Here is a 5,482-nt window from a genome sequence, read left to right as displayed (position 1 = left end):
TAGAAAACTATCCCGAGGCTTTAGCAGCTTATCAACAAGCCTTAGCCCTTTCCCGAACCCTTGGCACTCGCTTAACGGAAGGGAAAATTCTGGCTGGTATCGGTAAGTTGTATGATAGCCAAAACCAATCGGAATTAGCGATTACCTTCTTTAAACAATCGGTTAATGTCCGAGAAGGGATCCGCAAAGACTTAAAAGTTCTGCCCATTGAACAACAACAATCCTTTACCAACACTTTTGCCCAAGACTATCGGCGCTTGGCTGATTTACTGCTGCAAAAAGATCGAGTGTTAGAAGCCCTACGGGTGCTCGATTTACTGAAAGTCCAGGAGTTGGAGGATTACCTCAGTAATCTGCTAGGGAATTATAACACCGTTGATGGCATTACAGAACTGACTGAAGAACAGGAAATCCTCAAGGGTATCCAACCAATTATCGACCAAGCTATTGCCCTGGATCAAGAACTCAGTGAACTGGAAACTATTGTTACGGATAAGCGCACCCAAACCCAGCAACAGCGAATCATTCAACTTAGGAAAAATCAAGCCCAGCTCAGGAAAGACTTTCAAGATTCCCTGAAGAGTCCAGAGGTAAAAGCTTCCTTGGCACAATTGAGGGAAACCACAGAAGCAGAAAACTTAGACCTAAAGAATTACGATCGACGATTACGAGAGCAACTCCAGCAATTGGAACAGGATGCGGTTATGTTCTATCCCCTAGTATTAGATGACCGTTTGGAATTAGTCCTAGTCACCCCTGATGCTCCCCCAATTCACCGCACGGTTAAGGCAAACCGAAAAAACGTGGAAAGAGCGATTGACAACTTCCGCCAAACCGTTGGCAATGGGAGCAATAATTACAAAATTTACGTCGAGCAACTGTACGAGTGGCTAATTAAACCGATTGAAGCTGACTTAGCCAAAGCTAATGCCAAAACTATTATTTATGCTCCTGATGGCAAATTGCGCTATATTCCCCTGGGGGCTTTGTATGATGGCGAGCAATGGTTAATTGAGCGGTTGAGAGTTAATCAGATTACTGCTCTGAGCCTAACATCCCTAGATAATAAACCCACACCACAGTTAGACGTGTTTGCGGCAGCGGTCACCAAAGAGCATAGGATTGAGATCGGGGATAAACAGCATGAATTTCCAGCCTTAGCGTTTACCAAACCAGAAGTTGAGGGTCTGGCAGAAACCTTTCCCAACACTAAGCTATTCATCGATAAACAGTTTCATGAGGATACCATTTATCAGATGAATGACTATTCCATTGTGCATCTAGCCACCCACGCTGTGTTCGAGAAAACTAAACAAGATTCATTTATTCTGTTTGGTGATGGCAGTCATGTTACCGTTGACGAGGTGGAACAATGGAATTTCCCCAATGTAGATTTAGTAGTGCTCAGTGCCTGTCAGACCGGCTTAGGGGGAGAATTGGGGGATGGCAAAGAAATCCTGGGTTTTGGTTATCTGATGCAAAATGCTGGTGCCGATGCTGCGATCGCATCCCTGTGGAGCGTGGATGACAAAGGTACCCAAGTCTTGATGAATAAATTTTATGAGGTCTTGAAACAGGGGAACGTTACTAAAGCCGAAGCCCTCCGACAAGCTCAAATTGCTTTAATTACCAAAGTAGAGTATGGTTTGGAGCATCCCTTTTATTGGGCACCGTTTATTTTAATTGGGAATGGATTATAGCAGTTTTTAATTGGGTGAGGTATAGCAGAAGTCAGAAGTCAGAAGTCAGAAGTTAAACTCAAGCCAAACTGTAGTTTGAGACTTTTGTCATGTCCTAATTACCCTGGCGACTGCTATACTTACGCCCTTTAGGTTCCTATTTGGTTGAACTGATACAGAAAAAGCCTAGACCCAAAAGCTACCCTCTCATGGATCAGGCTTTTTCTTGTGTCCTCAAGGCCAATCTTCCTGGTTGATTTGGCTTATTTCAGTTTGCCTAAATTCCAGGTCTAATCAAAAGGTGTAATGGGAATATAAACCAACTCTGCCCCCAAGAACTCTTCTGCACTGGGAGCACGAACCCCCTTCGCACCCTTCTGCTTAAGTTGCAACACTAAAGACACTTTTCCATCCTTCAAAACCCTCTCCGGCAGGGGAATCGTGTAAACTCCCGAAGGCTGGCCTGGCCTCACCCCAAAAGGAGAAACCGTCCCTAGAATTCTACCATCCATCGACCGCACCACAATACTGGAACGGCGAGGTAGAACCCCCGCAGAGATCCTTACTCTGACTGCCTCATCGTGAGCTGGAGTGCGGGGCAACGCCAAGGTCACCTGCCCCGCCAAATCAGCAGCGTGGGAATATTGAATCCCTCCCCCAAGAAACAGACATAGACTGGCAAAAATTACTAAAGTAAAGCGCTTCAGCATCATTTCCATAACAGTAGTGTCCTAGAAGATTTTGATATTCACAGATTCAAGGGTTGCCTCTAAGGAATCCCACCTGATCCTCTTGCTATCCGGCACAAGGCCGACTTGTAAAGGTTGATCTATATCTAGATCTAGTTTCTTCTTCTTAGCCAAAGCCTTCAATGCACGAGTCAGTGGAAGGGTGAAGGTTACAGGACCGCTGTGGTGGAGTGTGCCGAACAACTCCAACGCTCCTACAAGGTGAGTTTTATATAACCCAATCCTGTCTTGTCCTTCTGGGGAATTGACTAAAACGTTAAATCTAACATCCCGCAAATTGGCTGGAACGTTAATTGTAATTTCAGCAACAATACTTGTAATTTCAGGAACAATACTGGATCCATTGCTGCTTGCCACAGCGGCTTTAAGGATCTCCTGAGGAACTTTAACATTCCTCTTGGATAACTGCTTGAAGTTCAACGAGCGACTGATTTTTTCACCAGAAAAGACTATTGGCTCGGTCCTGACCTTCTGGTATGCTGAAAGCAGGTCCTCACCAGAGCCAGGCTGATAGAAATAATTGAAGTCGCCAATCGTAGCATAATCCCCCGCCGTATTTGCCTGAACTTGATTACCATTCTCATCAATGAAAAACAGGAAGGGTTCTGCTTGCCATTTGGCTAGTTTTTCACCTTTAGGTAGGGTCGGAAAACCCAAATTTTCTTGCTTACGGGTCCACACATCCCATAGTCGATCTATATTGCAATGATGCATGAAGAAAATCGGATCGACAGGGGACAGAAATTCCTCCATGAAACCACCGATGTTGTTGTGGACGAGGTTATGGGGTTGACCCTCAAGAACGGCGAAACTAGTCTCTTGGCTATTATGGCACTCGGCGACAGCACTACCGAACTCTATGAAATTGCTGGGAGCAAGAGCTTCTTTAATAGTATCTTTTGAGACTGCTATACTGGTGTGATAGTCGAAATCAGAGCACAGCTCGGTTAGCGCACGAGCATAGTCGTCAGGGTAGAACATCGGAGCCTTTGGGTTTTCTATAGCTTGCCAAACATCATCAATTGAGCAGTATCTACGCAATTTCTGTTGACATAATTGATCTGTAGATAGGGAGTTCCAAAAATCACTCATGGGATCTTGGAACTGTTGCTTAAAAGTTTCGTAGCTGGAAATAAAGGCTTCATGGGAGGGATTAAGTACCCCCTCAAAAAAGACCTCTGGAATAGAGGGTTGCTCAGTCCAATCCCAATAGGGCAAAGCAAAATTGGGGTCGCCACTGAGTTTGCGGCAGGTTTTCTCAAACCAACCAAGATAGCCTCGGTGCCAGGGCAGGAACCACCAGTTGCCGTGGGGGCAATCGAGGATATGAATAAAGGCGTTGCGGTACCAGTTTCGAGGATCGGAGGGCGGCAGCTCCAACATTGCTTTGATTGCTTTTTTATAACTCTTCAGGGGTGCTGATGGATCTGATAAGTTGCGGCGGATATAGGTGGTTGTTTGGGCAGAGGCCTGTCCTATGGGCAATGTTGATGCCAAGAGGATACTGCCTGTACCAACAAGAAAACTTCTGCGGGAAAGTCCTGTTAAATCTTTGTTATCTGTCATGACTCTAATGAGATAGTTACAAGTGAATGACAAGTTGTCATTTGACATCTTGTAATAATACTACTATATATAGCAATTTCATATGAGTCATAAAATATAGTGGCCTTAGCCAACGCTATAACCCAAGCCCTGCAATAATTTCAGATTTTGCCGATTTTACAACTGATTTATAATTGCTATGTGTAGGTATCGGGCGAGCAGCTTGTACGCACCATGGAAACTAGGAATTCTTAATCAGGGGGGGACACAACCGTTGCTCATTTAACTCCTTATCCCCCCATCTCCCCACACCTGGGATCACCTCCCACACTTCCCTCTCTTACCCCGACTCCCTAATCCCTCTGTTAACCTAGAAGACAGAGCTGATGGGAGGTTAAGGGATGCCGTCAATCTTTCCCGGTATGGATCCGTATTTAGAGCATCCGGATTTATGGCCAGAAGTACATCATTGGTTGATTAGTTTAATTGCTGAGTCTTTAATTCCTCAGGTACGTCCGAAGTATAAAGTAGCTATTGAAAAGCGAATTTATCAGGTTAATAAAAGTAACCAAGATGACGTCTTATTAGTGGGAATTCCTGATGTTACTGTTAAACGTCAACCGAATACTGAAGATTCTTCCAGCTCTAAGGTTGCTGTTGCGTCACCAACCACAAAACCAGTAACAGTAATGGTTCCTATGCCTGAACAAATCAAGCAAGGGTATTTGGAAGTAAGAGATATGACTACCGGTGCTGTGGTAACCGCTATCGAAGTTTTATCTCCAGTAAATAAGCGCTCTGGTGAAGGGAGAGAAACTTACCTAAAAAAACGCCAACGGGTGTTAGGAAGCTTGACCAATTTAGTGGAAATCGATTTGCTCAGAGGCTGGAAACCAATGCCACTCTTAGATAATACTATCGATAGCGATTATCGTGTTTTGGTTAGTCGAGAGGAGCATCGTCCACGAGGCGAATTGTATACTTATAATCTCCCAGAGCAGCTACCAGCTTTTTCCCTACCATTACGTCCAGAAGATTCTGAAGCGATAGTAGATTTACAAGCTATAATTAATAGCGTTTATGAGCGAGGGGGTTATGATTATCAACTCGATTATGACCAAGAGCCAGTACCAGCTTTATCAGAAACAAATCGGATATGGGCTAAGGAATTGTTGAAAACTGCTATATAGCAATTTTCATAGTTATCAGGTACAGATAATTTTTTCTAAATTCCTAATTCTAAATTCGCGCATTCTACTTGGTGGTGCGTTACGGGGCGGGCTATTCTAATACTGGCGACGAAGTGGAAAATTAGGGCAAGCCCGCCCCTAACACACCCTACACATCTGTTGCTAAATTCCCAATTCGCGCATTCTACTTGGTGTTAGAGCTTGACGGGGAAAGCCGGCGAACGTGGCGAGAAAGGAAGGGAAGAAAGCGAAAGGAGCGGGCGCTAGGGCGCTGGCAAGTGTAGCGGTCACGCTGCGCGTAACCACCACACCCGCCGCG

4 protein-coding genes are annotated in these 5,482 nt (G+C 44.8%); 2 read left to right on the top strand and 2 right to left on the bottom strand.

Annotated elements, in window-relative coordinates; all coding sequences use genetic code 11:
* On the top strand, window positions 1-1,700 hold a 1,700-nt coding region (locus tag LYNGBM3L_RS06200; protein ID WP_008180388.1), incomplete at its 5' end, for a CHAT domain-containing protein.
* 269 nt (window positions 1,701-1,969) lie between these two features.
* Here LYNGBM3L_RS06200 and LYNGBM3L_RS06195 read toward each other — a convergent pair.
* Both LYNGBM3L_RS06195 and LYNGBM3L_RS06190 read right to left on the bottom strand, forming a co-directional pair.
* Window positions 1,970-2,398: a hypothetical protein gene (locus tag LYNGBM3L_RS06195; RefSeq protein WP_008180385.1), complete on the bottom strand. Its 429-nt coding sequence runs from the start codon at window positions 2,396-2,398 to the stop codon at window positions 1,970-1,972.
* A gap of 12 nt (window positions 2,399-2,410) precedes the next feature.
* Window positions 2,411-3,994, bottom strand: a complete 1,584-nt coding sequence (locus LYNGBM3L_RS06190) for a tyrosinase family protein (RefSeq protein WP_044492368.1) — start codon at window positions 3,992-3,994, stop codon at window positions 2,411-2,413.
* A gap of 380 nt (window positions 3,995-4,374) precedes the next feature.
* On the opposite strand from LYNGBM3L_RS06190, the gene LYNGBM3L_RS06185 reads away from it, so the two are divergent.
* Window positions 4,375-5,163 carry a DUF4058 family protein gene (locus tag LYNGBM3L_RS06185; RefSeq protein WP_008180381.1) on the top strand — a complete coding sequence of 263 codons (789 nt, stop codon included), beginning with the start codon at window positions 4,375-4,377 and terminating at the stop codon, window positions 5,161-5,163.
* The last annotated feature ends 319 nt before the right edge of the window (window positions 5,164-5,482 follow it).

The sequence above is a fragment of the Moorena producens 3L genome (assembly GCF_000211815.1).
Lineage (GTDB): Bacteria > Cyanobacteriota > Cyanobacteriia > Cyanobacteriales > Coleofasciculaceae > Moorena > Moorena producens.
Note: the sequence above shows the minus strand (reverse complement) of the source record. Positions and strands in the feature narration are given on the sequence as shown.

Excerpts from the sequence above, each read along its gene's own strand:
- LYNGBM3L_RS06185 (WP_008180381.1), top strand. The coding sequence starts at position 4,375 with ATGCCGTCAATCTTTCCCGGTATGGATCCGTATTTAGAGCATCCGGAT.
- LYNGBM3L_RS06190 (WP_044492368.1), bottom strand. The coding sequence starts at position 3,994 with ATGACAGATAACAAAGATTTAACAGGACTTTCCCGCAGAAGTTTTCTT.
- LYNGBM3L_RS06195 (WP_008180385.1), bottom strand. The coding sequence starts at position 2,398 with ATGGAAATGATGCTGAAGCGCTTTACTTTAGTAATTTTTGCCAGTCTA.